Here is a 22497-nt window from a genome sequence, read left to right on the forward strand (position 1 = left end):
CGATGCTCGCACCGGCGGTTGCCCCCGGCAACCCCGTTCGGGCGCACGACACCGTGGGTCGCGGGCGGTCACCCCTGCCGCGCGGCCGTCCGGTGCGCGTCGAGGGTCGGCGGCGCCGTGGTCGGGGCGGGGTCGGCGTCGTGCGTCCGTCGTCGGCGGGACACGGCGGCGGCGGCCGCCAGGCAGAGGGTCGCGGCGAGGACCAGCGTCGGGCGGGCCCCGAGGTGGACGGCGGCGGAGCCGAGGGGTATCGCCAGGACGATCGGCCCGAACATCGCGGTGTTGGCGGTCGCCGCGACCCGACCGAGCATCGCCCGCGGCGTGTGCCGCTGGACGGCGGTCACCGCGGCGACAAGCGTCCAGGGCAGGCCGACGCCGGCCAGCACCGACGCGGCGACCGTGGCGGGCCACCAGGGCAGGCAGCGGACGAGGCAGCCGAGCCCGAACAGCGCCGTGCCGGCGACACCCACGACGACCGGACCCCACCGGCTGAGGAGCCGGCCGACGACGAGCCCCCCGACGACGGATCCGGCGCCCTGCGCGCTGAGGACGACGCCGAGGAACGTCGCCGGCAGGGCCAGGTCGATGGTGACCGTCGCGTAGGTGGCCGCCGTCGTGAAGCCCGACATGGCGATCGACACGGCGGCGAGGGCGACGGCGACGCGCAGCGCCGGCTGCCCGAGCAGGACGGTGAGGCCGGCGCGCAGACCGCCCGGCCGGTCCGCCGGCAGGTGAGGAGGCGTCCGTACGAGTCGGACGGCCGCGTACAGGGCGGTGACGAGGACCGGCATCGTCGCGCTGAGGACGACGACCGCGTGGCCGCCGTGCCACGCGTACAGGCCCGCGCCGGCCGCGGGAGCCACCAGCTTCATGCCCTCCTGGGCGCTGGAGCGCCAGCCGTTGACGTGACCGAGCTGCACCGGTGACAGCGCGGACGGCAGCAGCGCCGTCTCGCCCGCGTCGATCAGCACGTAGCTGAGGCCGTACGCGCACGACACGACGAAGATGAGCCAGGTCCGGTCCGGCCCCCGGACGGTCAGCAGGCTCAGCAGGACGGTGGCCAACGCCAGGTTGACCCCGACGACCATCGGTCGCCGGGGGACCCGGTCGAGCAGGCCGCCCAGCCAGGGGCCGGCGAGGACCGGGGCGTACACGCACAGTCCGGCCAGGGCCGCGAGGCTGGTCGAGCCGGTGAGGTCGAGGATCCAGATCCCCGCCACCAGTGACATGGCGCTGCTGCCGAAGCCGGACAGCAGGGAGATCGCGACGAACAGGCCGGCGTTGCGCCGCATGAGCCCTCCAAGCATGAGCCGGGACGACTCACAGCCTGATTCTTGAGCGATTGTGGGGCAAGACTGCGGAGCTGCGTCAATGATCCGTTGACAGCAGCGTCGCCAGCGTCGCACCCACCGACCGCACCGGCCCCGGCAGGAGTTCGGGATCCGTGCCGGCCAGGTCGGCGGCGACGTGCGAGGCCAGCGCGTGCAGGGAGCCCGGGTCGGCGTCGAGGGCGTTCGCCACGGTCGCGCGCACCAGCGGCGCCCGCCGGAACCGTCCGTCCCACCGCCGGTCGGCGTCGATCCACCGTGCCAGCTCGGCGACCGCGCCCCGCAGGGCCGCTACCCGCGACGGGTACGCCTGGTCGAGGCTGCGCCGCTGCGACCGCCGCGCACCCACCAGGCGCTGGCGGCGCTGCTCGGCGGCCTGCCGGCTGCCCAGGCCCAGTGCGGCGGCGACCTGCGCCCATGTCGCTCCGGCGTGGCGGGCCCGGTCGATGAGTTCCAGCTCCTGGTCGTCCAGGCGCGCGCGGGCGGCGGCCACCTCGGCCAACCGGGCCAGATCCGGCGTCATGTGTCAACGTTACATTGACACCTCGCTCCGGCGGTCACGCCGCCGGACGGCCCGCCGCCCGCGCCGCCAGGTCGGCGGCCTGGCCGCGGTGGACGGCGGCGTCGCGGTCCAGGCCCAGGGCGGTGGCGAGGTCGGCGAGGTGACCGGCGACGGGCCCGAGGGTGAGGATCCCGCTCCCCGCCCCGGCCACCTCGCCCGCGGCGGGCAGCAGCTCGGCGTACGCGTACCGCATGGTCGTGCGGTCGTCCAGGGCGAGCGCGGCGCGGGCGGCGAGGCAGAGGCGCGCCTCGCGGAGCAGGTCGTGCGGTGACGCCGGAAGGGCGCGCAGCGCGGCGGCGGCCTCCGGGCGACGGTCCTCGGCGAGCAGGAGCAGCGGCCGGACCCAGGGTTCGTACGGGCCCCAGGACCGGCCGTGCCCGTCGGGGTCGGGGACCAGCGGCCCCGGACCGCCCAGCCGCAGGGACAGCAGGGCGAGCGGCAGCAGACCGTCCTCCAGCCCGGGCATCGCGGTGGCGGGCAGGCGCGCGTGGGCGGCCCGGTACGCGACCTCGGCCGCGGCCGTGTCCCCCCGGATCGCCCGGCGCAGGCCGTCGTACCAGTGGGTGAACACCGCGACCAGCGGCAGGTCGTACCGGGCGGCGAGGCGGTCGGCGGCGGCGGCGTGGGCGTCGGCCGTGGCCAGGTCGGCGAGGGCGCTGTGCGCCTGGACGAGGACGAGGTGCCCGAGCACCTCGAAGGTCACCAGGCCCTGCCGGCCGGCGAGATCGACCAGTTCCGCGCCGATGCGGGCCCGCTCCGGCGCCAGGCCGGTGCGCGCGAAGGTGTGCATGAAGCGGGCGTTGAGGGCGAACGCCAGCAGCGGCGGGTCGTCCAGCCGCCGGGCGAGGGCCTCGGCCTCGACGGCCGCCCGGTGTCCCCGGTCGGTCGTGCCGCCGCGCAGCTCCAGGGCGAGGGTGCTCGACAGGCGGCTGCGCCCGGCGTCCTCGCCGTCGCCGAGGGCGATGAGCGCCCGCTCGGCGGCGTGCGCGATCCGGCGGGAGAGATGCTCGTCGTCGTTGCGGGTCCAGACGGCGGGGACCTCGAAGGCGGTCAGGACCTCGGCGACCAGGTGGGGATCGCCCAGCAGCTCGGCGGTGGTGAGCGCCTCGGCGCGGTGGCGGCGCGCCTGGTCCAGGTGCCCGGTGACGGCCAGGGCCCGGCCCAGTCCCATGAGCGCCCGCAGCTGTCCCCGGGGATCGTCCTCGATCCGACGGTGGGCGGCGACCGCCTCCTGCCACAGGCGGCCGGCGAGGTGCGGCTGGGACCGGCGTTCGGCCTGTTCGGCGGCGGCGGTGGCGTAGCGGACGGCGCGCGGTGCGGTGGCGCGCGTTCCGGCGCGGGTGAAGTGGTGCGCGAGCGCCCCGACGTCGTCGGGGCGCAGCCGTTCCAGGGCGTCACCGGCGGCGGCGTGCCAGTGGGTCCGGCGCGGCGCCGACAGATCGCCGTACAGCGTGTCCCGGACCAGGACGTGCGCGAACCGCAGCCGACCCTCCGTGCCCCGCTCGGTGAGGAATCCGGCGTGCACCGCGGCGTCCAGCGCGTCGAGCACGATCGCGTCGTCGTCGACCATGACGGCGAGCGCCTCCGTGTCGACGTGCCGCCCGAGCACGGCCGCCGCCTCCAGCACCCGCCGCACCCCGACGGGAAGGTACGCCAGGCGGTGCCGGATGACGTCCCGCACGCCCGCCGGCACGGTCTCCAGCGCCGATGGTCCCTCGGCGGCGAGCAGCCGGGCCAGCTCCCGGACGAAGAACGGGTTGCCGCCGCTGCGGCGGTGCAGCGACCGTACGGTCGGCGGGTCCAGGTCCCCGCCCGTGACGGAGCGGGCGAGCGCGGCGGTCGCGGGTTCGTCCAGCCCCTCGACGTAGATCCGCGCGGGTTCCACCCGGGCGAGGCGGGCCAGCGCGGCGGTCAGCGCGCCGGTGATGTCGGTGGCGCGGTACAGGCCGACGACGAGCACCGGACCGGTGACCGGCCGGGACTCCGCGACCAGGGCGGTCAGCAGGTCGAGCGTGTCCTCGTCGGCCCGGTGCAGGTCGTCGAGGACCAGCAGCACGGGCCCCCGGGCGGCCACCGACGTGAGCAGCGCGGCGGCGGCACGGTGCCGGTGAAACCGGACCACCGCCGGGTCCCCGCCCGGGGCCGGGCTCTCCACCGGGGAGGCATCCGGGGCCAACGCCCCGACGACCTGCGACCACGGCGGGTCCACCGGGGCGCCCTCGTACTCCGGGCTGCGCCCCCACGCCGTGGTCCACCCGTCGGCGGCCAGTCGGCGGGTGAGCGCCTCCGCGAGGGCCGTCTTGCCGGCTCCCGCGCCTCCGGACACCAGGGCGACCACGGGCCGCCGCTCGCGGGCGGCCCGCTCGGCCGCCGCCCGGAGCCGGTACTGCTCCTCGTCCCGGCCCACCAGCGGACGCGGTTCCTCCGGCGGCATCCCGGCGGTGCCGGGCGGTGTCGGGCGGCCGGACTCGGTCACCGGCGCCCCGGTCGCCGTGTCGGTGGGCGGATGCAGGTACGCCGCCTGGGCGAGGATGTCGGTCTCCAGCCGGCGCAGCCGGGGACCGGGGTCCAGGCCGAGTTCCGTCACGACCGTGTCGCGCAGACGGCGCAGGGCGGCCAGGGCGTCGCCCTGCCGGCCCGACCGGTACAGCGACTCGGCCCACAACCGCCAGGCGTCCTCCCGCAGCGGATGGGCGGCGGCGTGCGACTCCAGTTCCACGCTCGCCTCGGCGGCCCGGCCCAGCGCCAGGAGCGCCTCGCCCCGGCGTTCGGTGGCAATGGCCCGCAGCTCGTCCAGCCGGTTGATCTCGGCCCGCGCCCAGCCCGCGTCGACGAACTCCGCGTACGCCGGGCCCCGCCACAACGCCAGGGCGTCGGTCAGGCCGGACAGCGCCGCCGCCGCGTGACCCTCCGCCAGCAGGCGACCGGCGTCGGCGACCGCCGCCTCGAACCGCCACGCGTCGACCGCCTCGGGCTCGGCGCGCAGCACGTAACCGGGCGGGGCGGTGACCAGCAGCCGGGCCGGCCGGCGCGGCCGACGCTCCGGCTCCAGCGCCCGGCGCAGGTCCGCCACGAAGGTGCGGATCGCCGCCACCGCGCCCTCCGACGGCGTCTCCCAGAGATCGTCGACGAGCCGGTCGACGGGCACGACCCGCCCCCGGGCGACCACCAGGCGGGCCAGCACCGCGCGGTGACGCGGGCCGCCGAGGGGTACGGGACCGCGGTCGCCGACCGCCTCCACCGGACCCAGCACACCGAAGGTCACCGGTGCCCCCGCCCGCCAGGTCATGGCACCACTCTAGGCAGCGGCGAACCGCGCACACGCCCGCGAGGTGGCACTCATCCGGTACTCATCCGCTGCTCATCGCCCCCGGGCAGGCTCGACCTCAACACCCACGACGAGCAGGAAGGTTCCCCGTGAACCCCACGATCAACGGATTCGCCTACCACCGCGTCACCGTCGCCGACGGCGTCACGCTGAACGCGGCCGTCGCCGGCTCCGGCAGCCCCGTGGTGCTGCTGCACGGCTTCCCGCAGACCCACCTCATGTGGCGGCACGTCGCCGCCGACCTCGCCGCCGACCACACCGTGATCGTCCCGGACCTGCGCGGCTACGGCGACAGCGACAAGCCCGCCGACCCCGACGGCACCGCGTACGCCAAGCGAACCATGGCCGCCGACGTGGTGGCGCTCGCCCGTGCCCTGGGTCACGAGCGTTTCGCCCTCGCGGGCCACGACCGGGGTGCCCTGGTCGCCATCCGCGCCGGCCTGGACCACCCCGGCACGATCACCCACCTCGCCTCGCTCGACGTCCTTCCCACCCTGGACATGTGGGGCGTCCTGCACGGAACCTCCGCCGCGGTCGCCTTCCACCTCTACCTGATGGCCCAACCGGCCGGCCTGCCCGAGCAGCTCATCGGGGCCAGCCCCGACGCCTTCTTCGGCTACTTCCTCGACCTCTGGACCCGGGATCCGGACGCCATCCCCGCCGACGTGCGGGCGGCGTACCTGGCGGCGTCCCGGAACGCGGTCCCGTCCATCGTCGCGGACTACCGCGCGTCCGCCGGCATCGACGTGGCGCACGACCGCGCCGACCGGGACGCCGGCAACCAGCTGCGCATGCCGGTGTCCGTCCTCCAGCAGGACTGGGGTGCCGCCCTCGGCTTCGACGCCGCCGGCCTCTGGCGCTCCTGGGCGCCGGACCTGCGGCACACCACCGTCTCCTGCGGTCACTTCATGGCCGAGGAGGCGCCCACCGAGGTCGTCAAGGCGCTGCGGGACCTCCTGGCCCGGTGAGCGGTCGGGTGGCTCCGGGCGGGAGATCCCACCCGGAGCCACCGGCGCCGGACGGCGGGAAGCCTAGCGGGCCGGGAAGCGCAGCACCCGGTCGTCCCCGTCGCGGACGTCCCCGCGGCCGTCGGTGTTGGAGGTGGTCACCCACAGCGCCCCGTCCGGCGCCACCTGCACCGTCCGCAGCCGGCCGTACCGGTCGGTGAGCTGCGCCGACGGCTCACCGAGGCGGTCGCCGTCCAGCGGGATCGTCCACAGCCGCTCGCCGCGCAGGGCCGCCACGTACACCGTGTCACCGGCGATGGCCATGCCCGACGGCGAGGCGTCGCGGGTCTTCCAGACGACCAGCGGGTTCGTGTACCGCCCGCCGTCGGTGTCGCCCTCTCCCTCGACCCCGGGCCAGCCGTAGTTGCGCCCCGGCTCGATGCGGTTCACCTCGTCGACCTCGTTCTGGCCGAACTCGGTGGCGAACAGCCGCCCCGCCGAGTCCCAGGCCAGGCCCTGCACGTTGCGGTGGCCGAGGCTGTAGACCGGCGAGCCCGCGCGCGGGTTGCCGGGCGCCGGCTCCCCGTCCGGGGTCAGGCGCAGGATCTTGCCGTTCGGGCTCGCCGGCTGCTGCGACAGCTGCGTGTCACCGGCGTCGCCGGTGCCCACGTACAGCAGGCCGTCCGGACCGAACGCGATGCGTCCGCCGTTGTGGATGCCCGCCTTGGCGATGCCGTCGAAGATCACCTCGGGGTCCCCGCCGTCGAGGCGGAACCGGACGATCCGGTTGTCGCGCTCCGCCGTGAAGTAGGCGTAGACCAGGTTGTCCTGCGCGAAAGTCGGCGAGACCGCGAGGCCCAGCAGGCCGCCCTCGCCCTGCGCCGCCACCCCCGGCACCTCGTACACCTGCCGGGCCGCGCCGCCGCCCGGGGTCACCCGCAGCACCCGACCGGTGTCCCGTTCGGCGACCAGGGCGTCGCCGCCGGGCAGGAACGCCAGGCCCCACGGCACGTCGAGGCCCTGCGCGATCTCCTCGGCGGCGCCGAGGTCGGGCGTACCGGTCGGGGCGCTGGCGGCGGCGCTCGTGGCCACGGCCTGCGACGGCCGCGCGGTGGGCTCTCCGCCTCCGTCGCCGCCACCGCAGCCGGCGGTGGCGGCGACCGCGATCAGCGCGACGTACGCCCGACGCCGCCGTGTGCCGCCCGTGACTCGTGCCATGCCGCTCCTCGATGGGCCGTGGGGACACCCTTCCGGTCACGGTGCCCGTGGACACCAGGCGATCACAGGAGACCGAAAGAGCGGGGAAAGCCCGACCGTAGATCGGCGGACGCCGGGTCGCAACGGCTGCCCTACACCAGCCGGGCGTCGTGAGCGAGCAGGGCGAGCTGCGTGCGGTTGCTGAGATCCAGCTTGGTGAGGATGTGCGAGACGTGCGCCTTGACGGTGGACAGCCCCATCATCAGGTCGGTGGCGATCTCGGCGTTGGACCGGCCTCGCGCGACGGCCACGACGACCTCGCGCTCGCGCGGGGTGAGCACGTCCAGCGCCGCCCGCGCCCGCTCGTACACCTCCGCGTCGTCGGCGACCTGCCGCATCAGGCGTCGGGTGACACCCGGCGAGAGCATCGGGTGCCCGCCGGCGACGGCGCGGACCGCCTGGCTGATCCGCTGCGGCGGAGTGTCCTTGAGGAGGAACCCGCTGGCGCCGGCCCGCAGGGCGCGTACGACGTGGTCGTCGGTGTCGAAGGTGGTGAGCACGATGATCTCCGGTGGCCGGGGGCGGCGGCGCAGCCGTTCGGTGGCGGTGATGCCGTTGACGCCCGGCATCCGGATGTCCATCAGCACCACGTCCGGCGCGTGCCGGTCCACCGCGGTCAGCGCCTGCGCGCCGTCGGCCGCCTCACCCACCACGGTGATGCCGTCGTCGCCGTCGAGCATGGTGGTCAGCACGTTGCGGACCAGAGGATCGTCGTCGACGATCACGACCCGGACGATGCCGGTCAGGTCGGCCACGGCAGCCGCCCGGTCAGGTGGAAACAGCCGGAGTCGTCGACGTGGTGGGTGACGGATCCACCCGCCACGGCGGCCCGCTCGGCGAGACCGATCAGCCCGGTACCGGGGTCCCCGGCCATCGTGGCGCGCCCGGAGGTGGGGTTGCGGACGGAGACGGTCAGGTGCCCGCCGGGCGCTCCGGCGAGGGTGAGCAGTACCGGTTGTCCGGTGGCGTGCCGGCGGGCGTTGGTGAGCGCCTCCCGCACGATGTGGTACGCGGTGCGGCTCAGCGTGGCCGGGATCGCGTCCGGTGCGGCGAGCCGGTCGTCCGTCTCGATGCGCTGGCCGGCGGCCCGCGCCTCCGCGAGCAGGTGGGGAAGGTCGGCGAGGGTCTGGTTGGCCGGCGGGTCGCTGTCGGCGTCGTCGCTCCGCAGCAGCGTCACCACCTCGCGCAACTCGGCGAGGGCCTGCTGGGCGCTGGCCCGGACGACCCCGGCTGCGGCGCTCAGGCGCTCCGGTGACGCGTCCGGCCGGTACTCCATGGCGCCGGCCGCCGCCGCCAGCAGGGACAGCCGATGCGCCAGCACGTCGTGCATCTCCCGCGCGATCCGGTTCCGCTCGCCCGCCCGCGCCTCGGCGACGCGGCGCTCCTGCTCGCGTTCCGCTCGTCGGGCCCGGTCCCGCAGGGCCGCCACCAGGGCGTGCCGCGCCCGCGCCCAGGTGCCCCAGCCGAGCAGCGCCGCGAACGCGGCGGCGATGAGCAGGAACCACCAGCCGTACGGCAGGCCGGCCACCGGCCGCCACCGGCCCAGCACCGCCTCGCCGGTCAGGCCGGCGATCGTCACCGCCAGGGCCGGCCGGAAGGGCCGGTGCCGAGCGGTCCACAGCACCGCGAAGCTCGCCACCGGCGTGACCACCGGGGACAGCCCCACCAGCAGGCCGGCGAGCACCCCGCCGACCTCCGGACGGCGCACGACCACCGGCACGAGCGCCACCCCGACGACCGCCAGGGTCACGTCGAGCGGGAGCGTCGTGGCCGGCCCGGAGCGCGTCGCCGCCCACAGGGAGGTGGCGACCAGGACGCCGACGGCCGACGTCGACACGGCCGCCGCGACGGCGGTCCGCTTCCACGGCCGGCCGACACACCCCGCGACGGTCTCCACACGAGCAACGTACTGGCGGCCGGCCGACGGGGAACACCTCCTTTGGTAGGGGTTGCCCGGCCCCGGGGCGTACGCCCGGCGACACCACGGCCGATTCGCGGCGCGCCGGCGACCACCCAGGCTGTGCCCATGACGAACCTTCTCCTGCGCCGCTCCGCCGTCACGGTCGGGGCGACCGTCCTCGCCGCGGCGGTGTTCGCCGTACTGACCGAGGTGGCCGACATCGACCTGGCCGCCCGTGCGGGCGACTCGACGCGGCACGTCACCGTGGCGGCGACCGTGACCGCCGCCATCGTCGCGGCTGCCGCCGGATGGGCCCTGCTCGCCGTACTGGAACGCCGGACGGCTCGGGCCAGGGGTGTGTGGACGGCGGTGGCCGTCGTGGTCCTGCTGCTCTCCCTGCTGGCCGGACCGGCCACCGGGATCGGCGCGGCGGCGAAGCTCGGCCTCACGCTGCTGCACGTCAGCGTCGGGGCAGTGCTCATCCTCGGCCTGCCACGCCGGGGGCCGGGGCGATGACGATGCTTACCGTACGACGGCACGACGGTGCCTTCCTCCTCGACGGGCACGGGGGTGCCCCGGCCCGGCTGCGCACCGGCTGGACGTGGCGGTGCGGCGAGATCCACACCGGCGACGCGACGTGGACCGTCACGCCCACCGACCGGCACCGCATCGGCGTCGCCGCCGACGGCGAGCACGGACGGGTGGTGCTGCTGGATCCGCGCGGATCACGACTGCCAGGACCGGGCGGGCCGGCGCGGTGGTCGCCCGGACGTCACCGGGGCGAGTTGAGCCGCGACGGCAACCACCTGGTGGTGCGCCTGCCCGCCTGGCCGCGCGGGGCGGTCCGGGTCGACGTGACCGGCACCTGGTACGCCCTGGAATTGGTGGTCCTCACCGCCTGCTTCGCCATGATGACCCGCCGGCGCAGGCGCACCCTGACGATCGTCGCGATCGTCGGCGCGACCGGGCACGGTCCCGTCGCCTGAGCGCCCGGTGGTGCCGTCACGCGCACACGGGGGCGTGGCGACGGCGCTCGACCGGTTGCGGCGCGGCTCCGGCACGACGTGCGTCACGTCGTGCCGGGGCCCGGGCAGGGCGCGTCCGGGCCGTGAGAGCCTGACGGCGACAGCATCGCCACGCGCCGCCCGCTCCGTCCCCGGACCGGCCTCGGCCGGGTATCCGCAGGTCAGTGACCCCGTCACCGGCGGGCCGTCGCCGCCGGGGAAGAGGAGCGGATGAGTACGCACGACGTCGCGGTCGCCGCGCCGCCGGACCAGACGGGCCGGGGGAGCGGTTTCCTGCCGTCGCTGGTGCTGGCCGCGCTCGCCTTCGCCTTCGTCACCGGTGAGACGCTGCCGGTCGGGCTGCTCGGGGACATGGCCACCGGGCTGGACACCTCACCGGGCGTCGTCGGGCTGTCGGTGACCGTGTACGCGGCGATCGCCGCGCTGACGGCCGTACCGGTGACCCGGCTGCTCGCGCGCTGGCCCCGACGGCGGGTCCTGGTCACCGGGGCCGGCGTGTTCGCCGCGGGACACGTCCTCGTCGCCGCCGCACCGACGGTCGGGTTCCTGATGGCCGGGCGCGCGGTGGCGGCGGTCGCGCACGGGCTCTTCTTCGCCGTGGCGATGCCCGTCGCGGCCCGTCTGGCGGCGCCGGAGCACCGGGGACGGGCGAGTGGGCGCATCGCGGTGGGCGGCGCCAGCGCCCTGGTCGTGGGGACACCACTGGCGACGCTGACCGGTCAGGCGCTGGGCTGGCGCGCCGCGAACGTGGCCGTCGTCGTACTCGCGTCGGTGCTGGCGGTCGTGCTGGTGCGTACGCTGCCGTCGCTGCCCGGCGCGGGCGAGGACCCGGCGGCCGGCGGTCGGCTGGTGCCCACGCTGCGCTTCCCGGGTGTCGGGGTGGTCTTCGCGGTGACCCTGCTGGCGGTCGGCGGGCACTTCGCGCTCTTCACCTACCTGGCGCCGTACGCCGACGAGCACCTCGGCGTACGCGGCCCGGCCTTCTCCGTGGTGCTCTTCGTCTTCGGCGTCGCCGCGGTGGCGGGCAGCGCGATCGGCGGCCGGCTCGCCGACGCCCGGCCGGTCACCAGTACGCGGGCGGCGACCGCCGTGTTCATGGTCGTGCCGGCGGCACTGTGGGCCAGCGGTGTCGCCGACGCGCCGATGCTCGGAGCGGCGCTGCTCGCCCTGTCCGGGGCGTCGTTCTCGGTGCTCGCGGTGCTCACCGCGCTGGCCGTCCTGCGGCGGGTCGACGACGCCCACGCCGAGACCGGCAACGCGCTGCACAGCATCACGTTCCAGGTCGGCATCCTCGGTGGGTCGGCGCTCGGCTCGCTGTGCTACCGGCTGGGACACCTGGACCTGATCCCGGTCGTCACGGCGGCGTCCGGGGCGGTGGCGCTGCTGGCCACCCTGGCCGTCGGTCGTGCGTTCGGGCCGCGGGACCCGGACTCCGGCGTCCGGCAGCCCGACGCACGCTGATCGTCGGGACGGGCGGATCCGTAGGATCGGCGGCATGGCGTTGCTGCACCGGGCGGAGATCCGGCCCACCAAGCTGGAGCTGCTCGCGACCTGGCTACCCGAGCAGCCCTGGTTCCGGGGCGGGACCGGCACCGAGGTGGAGCGCGTCGCGGCGTACCGCTTCGACGACCCGGCCGGCGAGGTCGGCATCGAGACGATGCTCGTGCGCGTCGGGGACGGGCCCGTCCACCAGGTGCCCCTCACGTACCGGGGTGCGCCCCTGCCCGGGGCCGACGACCGCCTGGTCGGCACCACCCACCACTCGGTGCTCGGCGAGCGCTGGGTCTACGACGGGTGCGGGGACCCGGTCTACGCCGCCACGCTGGCCGATGCCATCCTCGCCGGCACCGGACAGGCCGAGGAGTTCTTCTCCGTCGACGGCCGGCGCGAGGTCCGCCCGCCGAACATGACGGTCGCCGTCGACGGCACCGCCGGAGCCGGCGCGCCGGACGACGGGGGCGAGCGGATCGCCACCGACGCCGCCGACCTGGCCGTCCTGCGCCGGCCCGCGGAGGACGCCGCGCTGACCGGGCGGGCGCTCACCGGCACCTGGCCCGGCCAGCCGACCCCGCTGCCGCTGGCGTACGCCTGGCCGCGCCGCTGACCTCGTCCGCGTGACATCCCGCGGGGCGTACGCTGCTTCCGTGGATCAAGAAGACCGGATCGCCCTGTTCCTCGACTACGAGAACCTCGCCCTGGGGGCGCGGGACCACCTCGGCGGCGTGGCCTTCGACTTCCGGCCGATCGCCGACGCCCTCGCCGAGCGGGGGCGGGTGGTGGTGCGGCGCGCGTACGCCGACTGGTCGTACTTCGACGAGGACCGCCGGATGTTGACCCGGTCCCACGTCGAGCTGATCGAGATACCGCAGCGCATGGGCGCGTCGCGGAAGAACGCCGCCGACATCAAGATGGCCGTCGACGCGATCGAGCTGGCCTTCGAGCGGGACTACATCTCGACGTTCGTGATCTGCACCGGTGACAGCGACTTCACCCCGCTGGTGCACAAGCTGCGGGAGCTGAACAAGCAGGTGATCGGCGTCGGCGTGGAGAACTCCACCTCGGCGCTGCTGCCGCCGGCCTGCGACGAGTTCCTCTACTACGACCGACTGGAGGGTGTCGACCTTCCGCCCGCGCGGGGCCGGCGCGGTCGCCCGGCACGCACGGTTCGCCCGGAACCGCAGCAGGTCGAGCCCGTGGAGCAGGTCGAGCCGGAGCCGCAGCCCGTGGTCGAGGAGCCGGCCCGGGACGTCGAGACGCTGGCGGTCCTGGTGGCCCAGACGGTGGCCGGTCTCCAGGGCAGCTCCGGCGGTGAGGTGACCGCCTCCCGGCTGAAGCGCACCCTGCTGCGCAAGGACCCGACGTTCAGTGAGTCCAACTACGGCTTCCGCACCTTCGGTGAACTCCTGCGGCACCTCGCCACGCAGACCGTGATCGAGCTGGCCGAGGGCCCGGCCAAGGGTGACCCGGAGGTCTCCCTGCCCGAGCACGGCGACCGCGAGGTGGCCTTCGCCCTGCTGCGTTCGGTGGTGCAGGACCTCTCCGGCCGCAACGGCGAGGTCGCCCTGTCCGGGCTGAAGAACCAGCTGCGCCGGGCTCGGCCGGACTTCAGCGAGAAGAAGCTCGGCTACCGGAGCTTCCTCCAGTTCTGCAAGGCCGCCGCCACCGCCCGCGTGGTCGACCTGCACTGGAGCGCCGACGCCGACGACTACCTGCTCACCGCCCCGACGTCCTGACCGCCGGTTCCCGGGGTTCCCGGGTTCCCGGGCATGATCGACTCGACGTCATTGACATCGGGGTGACCGAGGGAGGTTTTCAGCCCGACATCAGTGACATCGAGTGGATCTACACCGCGCGGACCAGGGGGCGGCGAACGCCCGCACGGAGGATGTACAGCTCGCGGCGGCGTACCGCCTCGCCCCTTGCGCTCAGCTCGTACCCGTCGATCCAGGCCCACCCCTCGTAGGGATGCCGGTCGGCGATCTCGCGGATGACCCGGACCGTGAGTGGCCGGACGAACTGGGGACTCGCCGCGCGGGTCAGGAGGATCAGGTCTCCCGCCCTGAACGCCGCGCTCACCGCCCTCTCCCGGCCTGAACGGGTTCGGCATGGACTCCTCCTCGGGCGGGACGTGGCGGACATCTGGCCGGACACGTCGAGACGTCGTGAACCCATATGGTTCCGTCCCTGGCAGGAGATCGAGCGCGAGGCGGTGTCGCTCCGGTGGTTCGAGTCGGCCGTCCTACCCGGACTGCTCCAGACCGAGGCGTACGCCCGCGCGGTGCTCGTCGGCGCGGGCCTCCTCCCGCACGCCGACGTCGAGCGGCACGTCGCCGCTCGGCTCGCTCGGCAGGGCATTCTCCGCCGGGACGATCCACCGCAGTTCACCGCTGTCGTCGACGAGGCGGTCCTCCGCCGGCCGGTCGGCGGCCAGGCGGCCATGCGGGAGCAGTTGGAGGCCCTGTGGACCCCAACGGCGCGAGATGGCGCAAGAGCAGCCGCAGCAGCGGCAACGGCGGCGCATGTGTCGAGGTCGCGGACAACCTGTCCGGCGTGGTCGGCGTACGGGACTCCAAGGACCCCGCCGGCCCGGCCCTGATGTTCACCGTGGCCTCGTGGCGCGCTTTCGTCATCGGGGTCGCCGGGCGCGCCTGACCATCGCCGACACGCGGAGGTGGTCAGGCGCCGCGCGACGTGTCCGGTGTCGGGTCGCCGCTTCGACGTACCGGTGGAGGACCACCGCCGTCGAAGGAGCCCGCCATGACCGCCGAGACCGACCGGACCCGTTCCCGCCTGCGCCACCTGCGCTGGATCCCGCAGGTGGCGCTGGCCCTGGTGATGCTCGCGGCGGGGGCCGCCAAGCTCGGCGGCGAACCGGCCATGGTGGACATGTTCGACGACATCGGCGCCGGGCAGTGGTTCCGGTACGTCGTGGGCGCCCTGGAGATCGCCGGGGCGGTCGGGCTGCTGGTGCCCCGCCTCGCCCGGTACGCCGCGCTGGGCCTCGTACTGCTGCTCACCGGCGCGGTGATCACCAACCTGGCTGTCCTGCGGACCTCACCGTGGAGCGCGCTGGCCCTCCTGGCCCTCGCCGTCGGCACCGCCGCCCTCGTTCACCTCGATCACGACGGTACGGGGAGGACCGCGCCCTCGGCGGCGGAGCGGTGAGCCAGCTCGATCAGCGCGACCGTGTCCACCGCGTCACGCGGGTCGACCGGGAGCGGACCCTCGTCCCGCAGCGCCGCCGCCACCTGCGCGTAGAAGCTCTGGTAGCGCCCCGGCTGCGTGCGCACCGGCCGAAGGTCGTCGTCGGAGCCGAGCCGCCCGTACCGCTCGGGCCCGACCTCGCCCCAACCCGGCGTGCCCGGTCGGCCACCGTCGCGCAGCGCGGCCTCCTGCGGGTCCAGACCCCACGAGGTGTACGCGGCCCGGTCACCGAGGATCCGCAGGCGCGGCCCGAGCTGTGCGGCGACCGCGCTCATCCAGAGATGCGAGCGGACCCCGCCGGTATGGGTCAGTGCCACGAACGCGTCGTCGTCGACCCGGGCTTCCGCCCGACGGCGGTCCACCTCGGCGTAGACGGACGACACCGGCCCGAAGAGCTGCACCGCCTGGTCGATCAGATGCGCGCCGAGGTCGTAGAGGACGCCGCCGGCCTCGTCCGGTGCGGCGTTCTCGCGCCAGCCGGACTTGATCGCCGGCCGCCACCGCTCGAAACGGGACTCGAAGCGGGCGACGCTGCCCAGCGCTCCCTCGTCGACCAGCCGACGGGCGGTGAGGAAGTCCCCGTCCCAGCGGCGGTTCTGGAACACCGTCAGCGGCACGCCCCGCCGGCTCGCCTCGGCGACCAGCTCGCGGCCCTCGGCGGCGGTGGCGGACAGCGGCTTGTCCACGACCACGGGGATGCCGGCGGCCACCGCGGCGCGGGCGGCGGACACGTGGTGCCGGTTCGGGGTGGCGACCACGACCAGGTCGAGGGCTTCGGGGGAGCGCCACAGCAGGTCCGGGTCGTCCACCAGCCGCGCGTCGGGGTGCTCCCTCCGTACCTGAAGCCGGCGCTCCGGATCACGCGTCACCACCGCGTGCAGCCGCAGGCCGGGCGTCGCGGCGATCAGCGGGGCGTGGAAGACCCGGCCGGCCACCCCGTACCCCAGCAGCCCCACCCGCAGCGGCCCCTTCGCCGTCTCCGCCATGCGACCCCCCATCTCGTGATCACTTCCAACCTACGCCGTCGATCGGTGACGCCTCCCCGGTGACACGGACGGCGTGTCGTACCGGGGAGGCGTCAGCGATCGGTGCGGTGGCTCCGGCCCGTCTACGACCGCGCCGACCGGACCTCGGCCTGGTTCAGCAGGGTCTCGTCGAGGTAGCACCACGCCCATTCCTCGTCCGGTTCCACCGACGCGGCGATCGGGTGGTCCGTGTCCTGGAAGTGCCGGGAGGCGTGCCGTTGCGGCGAGGAGTCGCAGCAGCCGACGTGCCCGCAGGACAGGCAGACCCGCAGGTGCACCCAGGTGGTGCCCTCCAGAAGGCACTCCTGACAGCCGGGTGCGCTGGGCAGGACCGGGACGATCGTCCCGATGTGCGGGCAGGGCGTGTCCGGGTCCGGCCGCCAGGTGACGATCGAGTGCACGTCCACCCGGGTCGGGCCCCGCTGCGGGCCGGCGAGACCGGTGAGGACCGCCTGGGTCAGGGCGGTGTGGCCGGCGCGGGTGGCGTCCACGAGCCGGTCGGCACCGGCCGCCGCCAGCAGGTCGAGATCGGCCGGCTCGTCGAGCCGGACGACGATCGTGGCGGCGGGGGCGACGGTGCGGACCACGGACGCGATCCGCTGGGCGTTCTCCGGGTCGTCCTCGGGGATCACCACCATCCGGGCCTCCGCCAGCCCGGCCCGCTCCAGGATGTGCTGCCGGGTCGAGTCGCCGCGCAGCACCTCGTGCCCGTCGGCCTCGGCCTCCGCCGCGCCGTCCGGGTTGAGGGTCACGATCACCAGGGGTACGCGGGCCGTGGCCAGGTTGGACGCGAGGGATCGGGTGGCGGCGCCGTACCCGCTGATGATGACGTGGCCGCGGGCCCCGCCGCCGGCGGCGCTCGACGCGGTGTCCTCGGTCGGCGCCCCCGCTCGGCGGCCGCGCCGCTCGATCGCACCACCCAGCCCGCGGCCGGCGGTGCCCAGCCACGGGGTGGCCACCATCAGCAGCACGGTGGCCGCGATGAACGCCTGCACACCGTCCTCGCCCAGACCGGCGGGGGAGAGCCCGTACTCGCGGCCGACCCGTTCCAGCACGAACGAGAACTCGCCGACCTGCACGATCAGCAGCGACAGGCCGGCCACCACCGCCGGCCGTACCCGCAGCACGGCCGCCGACACAGCCGTCGCGACGCTCTTCACCAGCAGGACGCCGCCGACGGCGGCCAGGACCAGCGGCAGGTTGGCGACCAGGAAACCGAGGTCGAGGAGCATGCCGACGGAGACGAAGAAGGTCGCCGAGAACAGGATCTGCAACGGCAGGATCTCGCCCAGCGCGTGCTCGGAGTGGCGGCTCTCGCTCACCACCATGCCGGCGAGGAACGCGCCCAGCGACACGCTCACCCCGAAGAGGCTGGTCAGGTACGCGGTACCGAAGCAGATCGCGATCACCGTCAGCAGGAACACCTCGGGCGAACAGGCCCGCGCCACCACCTCCAGCAGGCGCGGCATCACCCAGCGGGCGACGGCCAGCACGACCGCGACGATGCCGACGGCCGTGCCGAGCGCCACCGCGACGTCCAGCGCCGACCCGCCCGAGCCACCCAGCATCGGTACGAGCAGCACCATCACCACGATGGCCAGGTCCTGGAAGATCAGGTACGCCAGCGCGGTGCGCCCGGTCTCGGTCTGCGTCTCGCCCCGGCTGGCCAGCAGCCGCAGCACGATGGCCGTCGACGACAGCGACACGAGGAAGCCGGTGAAGACGCCGACCTGCCAGGACACCCCGAACAGCGCCAGCGCGGCGGTGGCGACGCCGACGGTCAGCGCGACCTGGAGACCGCCGCCGATCACGATCAGCCGCCACATGGCCGCGAGCCGGCTCAGCGAGAACTCGATGCCGATGGTGAACAGCAGCAGGATGACGCCCACCTCGGCGGCCACGTCGACGGCCTCCTGGCTGCGCACCAGCCCCAGCGCGTGCGGGCCGATCGCCACGCCGGCGAGCAGGAAGCCGACGATCGGCACGATCCGGATACGGGTGGACAGGTAGCCGATCACCGCCGCCGCCAGCATCAGGGCGACGATCTCGGCGAGGAACGCGGGCGGACCTTCGGCGGCCGCGAGGACCGTGGGCAGCTGCACGCGGCGAATGTTATCCGGTGGGCGGCGCCAACTCCCCGACCGTGAGAAACGGCTCCAACGCGGCGAGGGTCGCCCACGGCTGTTCGAGTTCGAGGTTCGAGCGCGCGCCCGGGACCCGGACCACCGGGACCGCGAGGTTGACCCGCTCGAGCCGCTCCCGCACCGACGGTCGGACCTGCGTCTCCTGCTCGCCCCACAGCATCAGGCCGGGCACCGGTAGGTCGCGCAGCAGCGGCGCGAGGTCGTAGCGGAGGTCACCGGAGAGGAAGGGCAGCGCGGCGTACGCGGCGTTCGGCTGGCGCGCCGAGAACACGCCCGCGTCGACCACCTCGGCCGGCACCGCCGCCGGGTCGCGGAAGCCCTGCCGGCGGAACCACCCCTCGATCGCCGAGCGCCGGTGGAACAGCACCCGGTACGCGGCCGGACCGAGCCGTGCCGACCGGGCCAGCGGGCTCAGCGTCAGCCGGGCGACCGGGCCGAAGGCGTCCTCGCCGAAGTCCCGCCCGCCGGTCGGCGCGAGCATCGCGAGCCGGCGGACCGACGCGCCCGCCCGGATCGCGGCGATGGTGAACCCGACCGCGAGCGACTGGGCCACCACAGCGGGGGCCGGGTCGGTGAGGGCGGTCAGCGCGCGCACTTGGGCGACGTAGTCGTCGAACAGCAGCGGCCGGTCCGGGTGCGCCGAGCAGCCGAACCCGACCCAGTCGGGGGCGAGCACCCGCTGCGTGCGGGCCAGCTCGGGCCCGATGCGGTGCCAGTAGTACGAGGACGCGCCGCCGCCCACGCCGTGCAGCAGCAGGACCGGGTCGCCGGTGCCCGCCTCGTACACCGCGACGCGTCCGGCGGGGGTGTCCACGTCCCGCCGTACGAAACCGTGCCGGGTCAGGTCCACGGCGGGCGTGCCGTCCAGCTCCGGCGTCCGGGCCACCCAGGCCGCCGCCGCCCCGACCGCGCCCACCACTCCGGCCGCCCCGACCGCCCCGGTCAGGAGCGCCGCCCGTCCACCCCGTCCAGCCCTGCCACCCCGCCCACCAGCCACACCCCGACGCTAATCCCGCACCGGCCCCCGCGCAGCCGATCCCCCCACCCTCACCCCCGCTCCCCGCCCCCGCTCCCCGCCCCCTGCCCCCGGCCCCGCCCGCCCCCCGCCCCCGCGATCTTGCAGTTTCTGCCCCGGCGCAAGCCGCGAAAGCCGCATCTCGGCGACCGAAAGTGCAAGATCGCGAAACTCAGGTTGGGGGTGGCGGGTCAGAGGGAGTGGCGGACCCAGACGTTGGGTTCCACGTAGACGGCGTGGTCCTGTGCCACGTCGCACCAGACCGGGGCCAGCGCCTGCGGCACGTGCACCGGGCCGGTGCGGTCGAAGGGCAGGCCGGTCCAGGACCGCCACTCGGCCAAAGTGCCGGGGATGGTCATCGACCGGGGCGCCACCGAGTCGATGCGGCCACCGGCCCGCACGTGCACCCGCAGCCACGGGTCGACCGGCAGGCCGTCGTCGCGGACCTGGTACGCGTACTCCCGCATCGGCTGGTCCGGGTCCCGCTTGCCGTTCGGGCGGACCGGCGCGACCAGTTCGGTGAAGCCGAGGCGGCGGGCGTTGTCGCGCATCGCCGCCAGCATCCGGGCGGACACCCCGGCACCACGGGCCTCCGGCCGTACGCAGATCTCCAGCGCCGAGACCAGGTTCGGGGTCGTGCCGGCGAGGCGGTTGATGCTCGCCCGCTGCACGATCCGGTCCCACCCGCCCGGCGGCAGCGTGTCCTGCGTCCAGTGCAACGGCACGCTGTACGCGCGGGCGACCGCCCGGGCCGGCGCGGCCGGGTCGAGCGCGAGGAACACGTGCTCCGGGTAGTGCCGGTCGGCGACGGCGTAATAGAGCGCCGCCATCGGGTCCCAGGTCATGAACTCCGGCCAGGCGCCGTCGAAGTCGTCGAGCAGCGGCACCAGGTCGGGGCGCTCGGCCAGCGTGACGATCTCAAGATGCATCGTGCGGACGTTAGTAGCCGCCCGGCCGCTCCGCACCGCCATTTCGGCGGGCTCGGGCGCGGCGTGCCTCATCGGCCGGCTCGGACCCGCAGGGCGTTAAGAAGGGGCCCTTCCTCTACCTGAGGCGTTAAGAAGGGGCCCTTCCTTGCACCGGAAAAGGGGCGGGCCGCCCGATCCTCTGAGGGGGAGGATCGGGCGGCCCTGGTGGGATGGGATCAGGTGAGGGGTTCGATCCAGATGTTGCGGTAGCGGATGTTGGCGCCGGGGTCACCGTGGTCCTGGAGGCGGATCGGACCGTTGGACGCGGACTCCGCGGCACCGCCGCCGGTCGGGCTGGTGATCTCGACGTTGTCGTGGATCAGCGTGCCGTTCCAGCGCACGGTCACCCGGGCGTTTGCGGTCTTGTTGCCCGAGCCGTCGAACCGGGCCGCCCGGAACGTGATGTCGTACGTCTGCCAGGTCTCCGGCGCGGTGGCCGCGTTGCTGTCGGCCGCCTTCCGGCTGTAGATCGCCCCGGCCTCGCTGTTGTCCAGCGACGTGTCCCCGTACGAGTCGAGGACCTGGATCTCGTACCGGTCCTGCAGGTAGACGCCGCTGTTGCCGCGCGCCTGCCCGGTGACGGTGGACGGGTAGGTCGGCTGCCACCACTCGACGTGGAGGTTGAAGTCGCCGAAGTTCTGCTTCGTCCGGATGTCACCGCCGGCGACCTCCGCCGAACCGTTCGCCAGCGGCCAGGTGGCGGCACCGTCGCTGGTGGTCTCCCACGCGTCCAGGTCGTCACCGTCGAAGAGCTGGATCCGGTTGCTCCCGGTCCCGCCGTTGACCACCCAGTGCTGGTTGGCGCCACCGACGTACGCCCAGATCTGGATCTGGGTGCCGTCGGCGCTGGAGTTGCCGGCCGCGTCCAGCACCTTGCCGGACTGCGGGTTCAGGATGGAGCCGTTGGACTGCGGCTGCCACACCTGCGCCCCCGAGCCGTTGCAGCTCCACAGCTGCACCTTCGTGCCGTTGGCGCTGCCACCCTGGCTGACGTCCAGGCACTTGCCGAGCGCCTGGTAGGTGTCGCCGACGCGGGTCCAGTTCTGGGCGTTGGTGCCGTTGCAGTTCCAGAGCTGGATCTTGGTGCCGTCGGCGGTGGCCGAGTTGCTGACGTCCAGGCACTTGCCACCGATCCCGGTGATCGTGCCGGCCGCGCCACCGCCACCGCCACCGCCACCGCCACCGCCACCGGACGGGGCGTACACCTCGAACTCGTAGACCCGAGCCGCCAGGTCGGTGTTGTTGGTCGGCGCGGTGATGTTCAACCGTACGTAGCGCGCCGTGACCGCCGTGATGTCGTGCGTGGTGGTGCTGGCGGTGTTGCCGGTGACCGTCGCCCGGGTGGTCCAGTTCGAACCGTCGGTGCTGGTGGCGATGGTGAAGTCCTTGGTGTTCCAGGCGCTGTTCTCACCGCCGGCCCCGGCGTGCTTCACGATGAACTTGTTGACGCTCTGGCTGGAACCCAGGTCGACCTGGAGGTACTTGTTGGTTCCCGTCGAGCACCACTTGTCGGCGTTGCCGCCGGAGACGCTGCCGTTGACGGCCTTGGCCGGGCCCTCGGTGGCGGCGCAGGAGCTGTCCGCGGTGGCCGTCTTGTTCAGCGCCAGGTTGGTGCCGTCGGTCGGCGGCGGGGTGCCGCCGGGGATGGCGTTGAGCGTGTACCAGGCCTCGGTGCTCCACAGGGACGCGCCGGTGGTCGAGGTGAACGGCCGCGGGGAGCGGACGTACACCACGTGGCCGGCCTTGCGTCCGGCGACGGTCAGGTTGACCTTCTTGCCGTCGGCGGAGAGGGTGGCGGCGCTGACGGTCAGCGTCTCCTCACCGATCTTCGGCCCGCCGTAGCCGGCGGTCGGCTCGTAGCGCCACTGCTTGACCGTGTAGCGGGCGGCCAGGTCGGCGGCGGTCGCGGTGGACACCGGCTGCGTGTACTCCATCTCGAAGCCGGTGGTCGTGGCGCGCATGGCGAGGATGTCGAACGTGCTGGTGTTGTTCGGGGTCAGCTTCTGCAACCCGTACTGCAGCTTGCCGCTCTGGCCCCAGTTGCCGCCGGCGCCGAGCCCGCCGACGTAGATCGCGCCGTCCGGTCCGACGTGGACCTCGGTGATGCCGGCTTCGAGGCCCTGGGTCATGCGGAACAGTGCGCCCTGGTACTCGCCGTCGACCTTCTCCAGGTACGCGCGCTGCAGACCGCCGTAGGTGACGTCACCGATGAGCAGTTGCCCGGCGTAGGTGCCGCTGGGCACCGTCACCAGACCGCTGGGGGAGTTGGCGATCTCGTTCTGCGGCATCCACAG

20 protein-coding genes and 1 pseudogene are annotated in these 22497 nt (G+C 74.6%); 9 read left to right on the forward strand and 12 right to left on the reverse strand.

Annotated features, from left to right (window positions below; translation table 11 throughout):
* Positions 1-68: 68 nt before the first annotated feature.
* The 3 genes from ACTMSW_RS11930 to ACTMSW_RS11940 all read right to left on the reverse strand — a co-directional run bounded on the left by ACTMSW_RS11930 (position 69) and on the right by ACTMSW_RS11940 (position 5179).
* Positions 69-1292 (reverse strand): MFS transporter, encoded by a 1224-nt coding sequence (locus tag ACTMSW_RS11930; protein WP_441180602.1) that lies wholly within the window; start codon positions 1290-1292, stop codon positions 69-71.
* Between the two features lie 76 nt (positions 1293-1368).
* On the reverse strand, positions 1369-1851 hold the full coding sequence (locus ACTMSW_RS11935; RefSeq protein WP_441180603.1) for a hypothetical protein: 483 nt from the start codon (positions 1849-1851) through the stop codon (positions 1369-1371).
* Positions 1852-1885: 34 nt separating this feature from the next.
* Positions 1886-5179, reverse strand: a complete 3294-nt coding sequence (locus ACTMSW_RS11940; RefSeq protein ID WP_441180604.1) for a BTAD domain-containing putative transcriptional regulator — start codon at positions 5177-5179, stop codon at positions 1886-1888.
* Positions 5180-5307: 128 nt separating this feature from the next.
* Here ACTMSW_RS11940 and ACTMSW_RS11945 point away from each other — a divergent pair, with 128 nt between their 5' ends.
* Positions 5308-6186 carry an alpha/beta fold hydrolase gene (locus tag ACTMSW_RS11945; protein WP_441180605.1) on the forward strand — a complete coding sequence of 293 codons (879 nt, stop codon included), beginning with the start codon at positions 5308-5310 and terminating at the stop codon, positions 6184-6186.
* 63 nt (positions 6187-6249) lie between these two features.
* Here ACTMSW_RS11945 and ACTMSW_RS11950 read toward each other — a convergent pair whose 3' ends face one another.
* The 3 genes from ACTMSW_RS11950 to ACTMSW_RS11960 all read right to left on the reverse strand — a co-directional run bounded on the left by ACTMSW_RS11950 (position 6250) and on the right by ACTMSW_RS11960 (position 9319).
* Entirely contained in the window at positions 6250-7383 is a 1134-nt protein-coding gene (locus ACTMSW_RS11950; protein ID WP_441180606.1) for a PQQ-dependent sugar dehydrogenase, read from the reverse strand.
* A 131-nt stretch (positions 7384-7514) separates the two neighbouring features.
* Positions 7515-8168 (reverse strand): response regulator, encoded by a 654-nt coding sequence (locus tag ACTMSW_RS11955; RefSeq protein WP_441180648.1) that lies wholly within the window; start codon positions 8166-8168, stop codon positions 7515-7517.
* Complete coding sequence (locus tag ACTMSW_RS11960; protein WP_441180607.1) at positions 8165-9319, reverse strand: sensor histidine kinase; 1155 nt, start codon at positions 9317-9319, stop codon at positions 8165-8167. The genes ACTMSW_RS11955 and ACTMSW_RS11960 overlap by 4 nt, the downstream gene beginning before the upstream one ends.
* A 129-nt stretch (positions 9320-9448) precedes the next feature.
* Between ACTMSW_RS11960 and ACTMSW_RS11965 the strand changes: the two genes are divergently transcribed.
* The 5 genes from ACTMSW_RS11965 to ACTMSW_RS11985 all read left to right on the forward strand — a co-directional run bounded on the left by ACTMSW_RS11965 (position 9449) and on the right by ACTMSW_RS11985 (position 13580).
* Complete coding sequence (locus tag ACTMSW_RS11965) at positions 9449-9838, forward strand: DUF6069 family protein (RefSeq protein ID WP_441180608.1); 390 nt, start codon at positions 9449-9451, stop codon at positions 9836-9838.
* A complete protein-coding gene (locus ACTMSW_RS11970; RefSeq protein ID WP_441180609.1) occupies positions 9835-10308 on the forward strand; it encodes a hypothetical protein in 474 nt (157 codons plus the stop codon). The genes ACTMSW_RS11965 and ACTMSW_RS11970 overlap by 4 nt, the downstream gene beginning before the upstream one ends.
* A 249-nt stretch (positions 10309-10557) precedes the next feature.
* Complete coding sequence (locus ACTMSW_RS11975) at positions 10558-11808, forward strand: MFS transporter (RefSeq protein WP_441180610.1); 1251 nt, start codon at positions 10558-10560, stop codon at positions 11806-11808.
* Positions 11809-11842: 34 nt separating this feature from the next.
* Positions 11843-12451 (forward strand): CG0192-related protein, encoded by a 609-nt coding sequence (locus ACTMSW_RS11980; RefSeq protein ID WP_441180611.1) that lies wholly within the window; start codon positions 11843-11845, stop codon positions 12449-12451.
* 40 nt (positions 12452-12491) lie between these two features.
* Positions 12492-13580 carry an NYN domain-containing protein gene (locus tag ACTMSW_RS11985; RefSeq protein WP_441180612.1) on the forward strand — a complete coding sequence of 363 codons (1089 nt, stop codon included), beginning with the start codon at positions 12492-12494 and terminating at the stop codon, positions 13578-13580.
* A gap of 109 nt (positions 13581-13689) precedes the next feature.
* On the opposite strand, the gene ACTMSW_RS11990 is transcribed toward ACTMSW_RS11985, so the two are convergent.
* Positions 13690-13923, reverse strand: a complete 234-nt coding sequence (locus ACTMSW_RS11990; RefSeq protein WP_441180613.1) for a hypothetical protein — start codon at positions 13921-13923, stop codon at positions 13690-13692.
* On the opposite strand from ACTMSW_RS11990, the pseudogene ACTMSW_RS11995 reads away from it, so the two are divergent.
* From ACTMSW_RS11995 to ACTMSW_RS12005, 3 genes and pseudogenes are all read left to right on the forward strand, one after another.
* Positions 13835-14266, forward strand: a pseudogene (locus tag ACTMSW_RS11995) (Scr1 family TA system antitoxin-like transcriptional regulator); the annotation flags it as partial. The gene ACTMSW_RS11990 and the pseudogene ACTMSW_RS11995 sit on opposite strands and share 89 nt — an antisense overlap.
* Before the next feature lie 41 nt (positions 14267-14307).
* A complete protein-coding gene (locus ACTMSW_RS12000; protein WP_441180614.1) occupies positions 14308-14499 on the forward strand; it encodes a DUF397 domain-containing protein in 192 nt (63 codons plus the stop codon).
* Between the two features lie 105 nt (positions 14500-14604).
* The gene (locus tag ACTMSW_RS12005) at positions 14605-15012 is read left to right on the forward strand and encodes a DoxX family protein (protein ID WP_441180615.1); all 408 of its coding nucleotides are present in this window, start codon (positions 14605-14607) and stop codon (positions 15010-15012) included.
* Here ACTMSW_RS12005 and ACTMSW_RS12010 read toward each other — a convergent pair.
* From ACTMSW_RS12010 to ACTMSW_RS12030, 5 genes are all read right to left on the reverse strand, one after another.
* Positions 14967-16037 (reverse strand): Gfo/Idh/MocA family oxidoreductase, encoded by a 1071-nt coding sequence (locus ACTMSW_RS12010; RefSeq protein WP_441180616.1) that lies wholly within the window; start codon positions 16035-16037, stop codon positions 14967-14969. The two genes, ACTMSW_RS12005 and ACTMSW_RS12010, sit on opposite strands and share 46 nt — an antisense overlap.
* A 122-nt stretch (positions 16038-16159) precedes the next feature.
* A complete protein-coding gene (locus tag ACTMSW_RS12015) occupies positions 16160-18178 on the reverse strand; it encodes a cation:proton antiporter domain-containing protein (protein ID WP_441180617.1) in 2019 nt (672 codons plus the stop codon).
* A gap of 10 nt (positions 18179-18188) precedes the next feature.
* Positions 18189-19217: an alpha/beta fold hydrolase gene (locus ACTMSW_RS12020; protein WP_441180618.1), complete on the reverse strand. Its 1029-nt coding sequence runs from the start codon at positions 19215-19217 to the stop codon at positions 18189-18191.
* 209 nt (positions 19218-19426) lie between these two features.
* Entirely contained in the window at positions 19427-20164 is a 738-nt protein-coding gene (locus ACTMSW_RS12025; protein ID WP_441180619.1) for an N-acetyltransferase, read from the reverse strand.
* 215 nt (positions 20165-20379) lie between these two features.
* A partial coding sequence (locus ACTMSW_RS12030; RefSeq protein ID WP_441180620.1) for a family 16 glycoside hydrolase occupies positions 20380-22497 on the reverse strand: 2118 nt, incomplete at its 5' end.

The sequence above is a fragment of the Micromonospora sp. BQ11 genome (genome assembly GCF_052068135.1).
GTDB lineage: Bacteria > Actinomycetota > Actinomycetes > Mycobacteriales > Micromonosporaceae > Micromonospora.

What these genes read in the sequence shown, in the direction of transcription:
- ACTMSW_RS11930 (WP_441180602.1), bottom strand. Translation starts at nt 1,292, where the DNA reads ATGCGGCGCAACGCCGGCCTGTTCGTCGCGATCTCCCTGCTGTCCGGC.
- ACTMSW_RS11935 (WP_441180603.1), bottom strand. Translation starts at nt 1,851, where the DNA reads ATGACGCCGGATCTGGCCCGGTTGGCCGAGGTGGCCGCCGCCCGCGCG.
- ACTMSW_RS11940 (WP_441180604.1), bottom strand. Translation starts at nt 5,179, where the DNA reads ATGACCTGGCGGGCGGGGGCACCGGTGACCTTCGGTGTGCTGGGTCCG.
- ACTMSW_RS11950 (WP_441180606.1), bottom strand. Translation starts at nt 7,383, where the DNA reads ATGGCACGAGTCACGGGCGGCACACGGCGGCGTCGGGCGTACGTCGCG.
- ACTMSW_RS11965 (WP_441180608.1), top strand. Translation starts at nt 9,449, where the DNA reads ATGACGAACCTTCTCCTGCGCCGCTCCGCCGTCACGGTCGGGGCGACC.
- ACTMSW_RS11970 (WP_441180609.1), top strand. Translation starts at nt 9,835, where the DNA reads ATGACGATGCTTACCGTACGACGGCACGACGGTGCCTTCCTCCTCGAC.
- ACTMSW_RS11975 (WP_441180610.1), top strand. Translation starts at nt 10,558, where the DNA reads ATGAGTACGCACGACGTCGCGGTCGCCGCGCCGCCGGACCAGACGGGC.
- ACTMSW_RS11980 (WP_441180611.1), top strand. Translation starts at nt 11,843, where the DNA reads ATGGCGTTGCTGCACCGGGCGGAGATCCGGCCCACCAAGCTGGAGCTG.
- ACTMSW_RS12005 (WP_441180615.1), top strand. Translation starts at nt 14,605, where the DNA reads ATGACCGCCGAGACCGACCGGACCCGTTCCCGCCTGCGCCACCTGCGC.
- ACTMSW_RS12010 (WP_441180616.1), bottom strand. Translation starts at nt 16,037, where the DNA reads ATGGCGGAGACGGCGAAGGGGCCGCTGCGGGTGGGGCTGCTGGGGTAC.
- ACTMSW_RS12025 (WP_441180619.1), bottom strand. Translation starts at nt 20,164, where the DNA reads ATGCATCTTGAGATCGTCACGCTGGCCGAGCGCCCCGACCTGGTGCCG.